General features: G+C 69.6%; 5 protein-coding genes and 1 pseudogene. 3 read left to right on the forward strand and 3 right to left on the reverse strand.

Going from position 1 to position 4,461, the window contains the following annotated elements; translation table 11 throughout:
• The 3 genes and pseudogenes from ACWEQL_RS41175 to ACWEQL_RS41185 all read left to right on the forward strand — a co-directional run.
• The coding region (locus ACWEQL_RS41175; protein WP_452156554.1) for an endonuclease toxin domain-containing protein at positions 1–666 on the forward strand (666 nt) is incomplete at its 5' end.
• A 17-nt stretch (positions 667–683) separates the two neighbouring features.
• Complete coding sequence (locus ACWEQL_RS41180) at positions 684–983, forward strand: hypothetical protein (protein WP_452156556.1); 300 nt, start codon at positions 684–686, stop codon at positions 981–983.
• 62 nt (positions 984–1,045) lie between these two features.
• Positions 1,046–1,180: pseudogene (locus tag ACWEQL_RS41185) on the forward strand (NADP-dependent oxidoreductase); the annotation flags it as partial.
• 65 nt (positions 1,181–1,245) lie between these two features.
• Here ACWEQL_RS41185 and ACWEQL_RS41190 read toward each other — a convergent pair.
• The 3 genes from ACWEQL_RS41190 to ACWEQL_RS41200 all read right to left on the reverse strand — a co-directional run bounded on the left by ACWEQL_RS41190 (position 1,246) and on the right by ACWEQL_RS41200 (position 4,283).
• Positions 1,246–3,030 (reverse strand): hypothetical protein, encoded by a 1,785-nt coding sequence (locus ACWEQL_RS41190; protein WP_452156558.1) that lies wholly within the window; start codon positions 3,028–3,030, stop codon positions 1,246–1,248.
• A gap of 642 nt (positions 3,031–3,672) precedes the next feature.
• The gene (locus ACWEQL_RS41195) at positions 3,673–3,930 is read right to left on the reverse strand and encodes a hypothetical protein (RefSeq protein ID WP_452156560.1); all 258 of its coding nucleotides are present in this window, start codon (positions 3,928–3,930) and stop codon (positions 3,673–3,675) included.
• Between the two features lie 92 nt (positions 3,931–4,022).
• The gene (locus tag ACWEQL_RS41200) at positions 4,023–4,283 is read right to left on the reverse strand and encodes an integrase core domain-containing protein (RefSeq protein ID WP_452156562.1); all 261 of its coding nucleotides are present in this window, start codon (positions 4,281–4,283) and stop codon (positions 4,023–4,025) included.
• Between the last annotated feature and the right edge of the window lie 178 nt (positions 4,284–4,461).

A 4,461-nucleotide genomic window follows, 5' to 3' on the forward strand; every position in this document is an offset into this window, starting at 1 on the left:
CTCACCGGCCGCAACGGCGGAGCGGGCGCCTTCGTCGACAAGTACGTCCCCGTCCGCCCCGCCTACGCGATGTACGTCGCCGCGGCCAAACTCCGAGAGTTCGGCTGCAACAACGTCGCGGACGAGGTGGAAAAGGACGCCGACAACCTGGCTGCCCAGGTTGCCATCGGTGCCATCGACATCTGGGCACGACGCAATCTCCCAAAGAAAAACGGCCCGAATGTCCAGAACCTCGGCAAGGTCACAGAGATCATCGAGCACAGCCTCTGGAAACTCTCCTCGAACGACAAGGGCCTGGAGTTCGAAAAAAAGATGGGAATGGACAACCTTCCGGCCGGCTCGCTCACCTGGGACCACTTCGAACCCGACAGCGGCATTGCCATCAGCCTCAAGTCGATGGATACGACCCTGAAGACCATCAATAACCCGGGAGCTTTCTATACGCGCCTGAAAGGCGTCGTCGATGACGCCGCAACTTATTCCGGAGACAAACGCCCCAGCTATAAGGGCGGAGTCAATCCGGACTGGATCAAGCATCGCGTCGTCTACGTCATCACCAACTCGACCGTCCCCTTGACCGAGATCCAGATCGCGCAGATGACGCGGGCAGTCGAATATGCCCAGACCAAGGGCGTGGTGCTACTCTTCGGGGGATCCGAAGGGTAAGATCGGGAGGTTCAAGGTTGAGCTACCATTTCCATATCACTCGCGCGGACTTCTGGCCAGATAGCGAACTGTCCCCCATCGCACAAGAGGAGTGGGAGACGGTAGCGAACGTTCATCCAGGACTGCTCCAGGATGGCTACCTGGAATGGAGCGACGCCGGACGCCAAGCAGCCTACACAATTGCCGACGAAACGATCTGGTTCTCCTGGAAGCACGGCAGGGTCGACATTTCAGGAGTTTTCACAGAAAAGGCAATGAAGGTTGCAGGCGACCTCGCCTCACAATTGAAGGCCTCCATTGTAGGCGACGACGACTAATAAGCGCCCGACGTGGCACCCACTTGCGGGTGCCACGCCGGCCGGCGGCCGGCCCCGGGGCGGCCGACACGTATACCGAGTTCGTCGTGCTGTCAGCCTGGGCCCGCATACCCAAGGGACTGACCTTCGAGGAGGCGGCCAGGTACCCGTCCGTAGTGGAGACTGCGCTGCGCATCATTCGCGAGGTCGGCGTACGGCTGCCGGAATACTGCCGCTGAATGCCGGCCCGCCGGGGCGGTGCCCGTACGGGAACTCTGGCGAATCAGGCCCGGGTGGTGAGGAAGAGCAGGACGATGGTCACCAGATAGGCGGCCACGGCCAGGCGGTTGACCAGCAGCTCCGGGAAGTCGTCGGGCGCCTCGGTGGCCGGCCGGGCCGCGGGCTCCCCGGCCGCCCGTTCGACGGCCGCGGCCAGCTCCGCCGCGTCATAGCCGCCGGGCCCGAGCCATCGGGCGGCCCGGTGGCCGATCCGAAGCTCCCGGCCGTTTGTGGTCCGCACGATCACCCGGCCGCCCTCCGTCCGGGCCCCGGTGATCGCCGTCCAGTCCGTGCGGCAACGCGTGAGCCCCGTGCTGGTCACCAGGGCGTGCCGGCCGAAGCGGACCCGCCAGCCGAAGGCACCCACCGCCCCGACGAGCGCGGACCCGCCGAACAGCAGCGGCTGGAACAGTCCGCCCCACCAGCCGTCGGCCGCCCGGGAAACCACCACCGCGCCGAGCACCAGTGCGACGGCCGGGCCGGCCGCCAGCCGCAGCCCCGGCGGCATTGCCCGGTCGGCGGTCGGCCGGGCCGCGGTCCTGGGGCGGCGGAGTACCTTCGCCTGCGGGGTGCAGAGGACGGCGACCCAGTCGAGCTCGGGTATTTCCTCGTCGTCGTCCGGCTCGCTCCGCCCGCGGACCAGGACCTGGGCGGACGTGCCGTCCGGCCCCTGGTAGAGCAGCGCGGCCTGCGGGCCGTTCGGACGGTCGGCCTCCGTGTCCCGGGGCAGCGTCGTGAGGTCGCCGAGCGGCACCCATGCCGTGCCGTTCCAGCCCAGGTGGGCGAGGCTGTTCAGCGCCCAGAGCGGGCCTCCGCCCTCCGGGCCAGTCAGCTCCTCGCTCCGGTGCGGGTGGTGCACCACCCGCAGCACGGGGGCACCCGGCGCGGCGAGGCTCTTGTGCAGCCGCACACTGCGGGCGGCCGAGCCGAGCGTGACCAGCCCGAGGCTGCCCAGCACCGTCGCGGTCATCAGCCAGACGGTGGGGTCGTACGCGTCACCGTGCGGGCGGACCCAGCCGTCCCGGTCGGCCAGCAGTGGGAGGGTGTCGCCCGGCTTCGGGTACACGTCCCAGTAGACCTCCACCTCGCCGGTGCGAGGCCGCTCCTCGCCGGGCAGCCGGTACTCCACCCGGGTGTCGCCGAACTCGTCGGCGGAGAGCACCCGGCCCGGGACGGCCTCGGCCCGCGCGGCCCGGGCGTCACTGTCGGACTGCCTGTCCAGCCCGGTGAGCACCGAGACGGCGGCCAGGCCCAGCAGCAGGGCGCCGAGGAGCAGACGTCCGGTCGGCCGGGGCAGCTTGGGCGCCGGCGCCCCGGCCAGGGTCCACGGGTACGGCCGCCGGGGACCCATCAGGTCCGCCAACCGCTGCCGCGCCGCCCGGCGGCCGAACCCGCCACGGGCCAGCACCACCAGCAGACCGGCATGGGCGGCCAGCGCGACCCAGCGGCTCACCTGGCCGGGCAGGCCGTCCGGCACGTACCAGATCAGCGGCAGCAGGGCCGCCGGGACCAGCACCAGCCCGCGCGGCCGCGCCGCAAGCGCGACCGCCTCCGACAGCAGCACGGCGGCCACCACCTCCTCGGCCCAGCTCTGCCCGCACGGATGAGCCGGCCCGCAGAGCAACGGCGTCCGCGCGGCCTGCCCCATCGCCACGACACAGACCAGCAGGGGCACCAGGGCCAGCCAGCGGCTGTCCAGACGCTGACCGGTACGCACCCCCAGCCACCGCTCCGCGGCCTCGTCGGTCAGCAGCGGCGCGGCAGGCAGCGGCGGCGCGGGATGGAACATGCGCCCAATAATCCCATCCGCCCCGCCGGTCCCCGCCGCCCGGGCACCGCACCGAACACACCGGGCCTGACCAGGGTCGTCCTGCCCGGTGTCGGCCACGGTGCGACGGAAGTCGGCAGGCAGGTAAGCGGTGAAGACCAGGTTCCGACGCCGGAACGGCTCCACCTCGCCCGGCCGCGGCGAAGCAGCCGCGGCCGACGGGGGCCAACCGAAGCCAACGGGCCGGACACGCGCCCGAGGTCGGCGGACGGTCACCTCACCAGGCGCCGCCGCAGCGCCTCCAGTGACAGCAGGCGTCCTCCCCTTGGCCCCCGTGACCTGTGCGGCCTGCCGGCGGGCATCTCGGGCCGCTTCTTTGGCCCGCTGCATGTTGCGTGTCCTGCTCTGCGAGCTCCACCACACAGAACTCCCAGCGGAGTCAGTACGCCATCACATCGCGCAGCCGGGCACCGGCGGGCCCCGTCCCGACGCGACCGGCGTTTCCGGCCAGGGCAGCGGAAGGCCAGACACCCTGGGCGGGCAGGGGTGCGCCTTGGACGGCGGCCGGGGCGCAGCCCTCCCAGGTAGCGAGTGCGGGACGGGAGCGCTGCACGCCCGCCAGGGCCTCTCCCGACCGTTTCCTGGACGGCCGGGAAGGCTTCGTCAGGTCTTGTCAGTTGTGGGGGCTTGCCTGGCTTGGGACCTGGCGACCGCGATGTGGGCAACGATGGCCCCCCCACACACAGGCAGGGTCGCCACGGCGATCCATGGTTTGTGGAGCAGCATCGCCGCGTAGCTGGCGACCACGATCGCGGTACTCACCAGATACCGGGCGGCGTCGAGCCAGCGCCGTTTGTGGACCTGGTACGAGGTCAGGCCCAAACCAAGGATCAAAAAGCCGATCATTAACCCTATGAACATTGCTGGATGATAGGCCCCAGGTCGGCGGGCAGGGGTCAGCAGACCGGACAGCATGAGCTGCCCCGACTTTCGTGGAGCCCGCGATCGTGTGATCAAGCGACTTGCGGGTGTTGCTCCAGCCCCGTCCAGTACGCCTGTTCGTACTCGTCGGGCGACATGTAGTCGAGGGCGGAGTGGAGCCGCTCGCTGTTGTACCACGCGACCCACTGGAACACGGCCCGCTCGACCTCGTCGAAGTCCCGCCACGGTCCCTGATGATCGATCAACTCGGCCTTGAACGTGCCGTTCAGGGCCTCGGCCATCGCGTTGTCGTACGAGTCCGCGACGGACGCCGACGCACCGAACTCGACCAATCGCTCTGTGTAGCGAATGGATACGTCTCGCCGACCCCCACAGCCCCTGGCAACGGGGCACGAACGAGAACACGAACGGGCTTCTGAACCTGAAAGCGTGATGTCGGAGCCGTTTGCCTGACAGTCGCGGGGTGGGTCCGGTAGCTCTGAGCTGTGAGATACGCGCAGGGCGGCGGGT

It is taken from the genome of Kitasatospora sp. NPDC004240 (assembly GCF_053603215.1).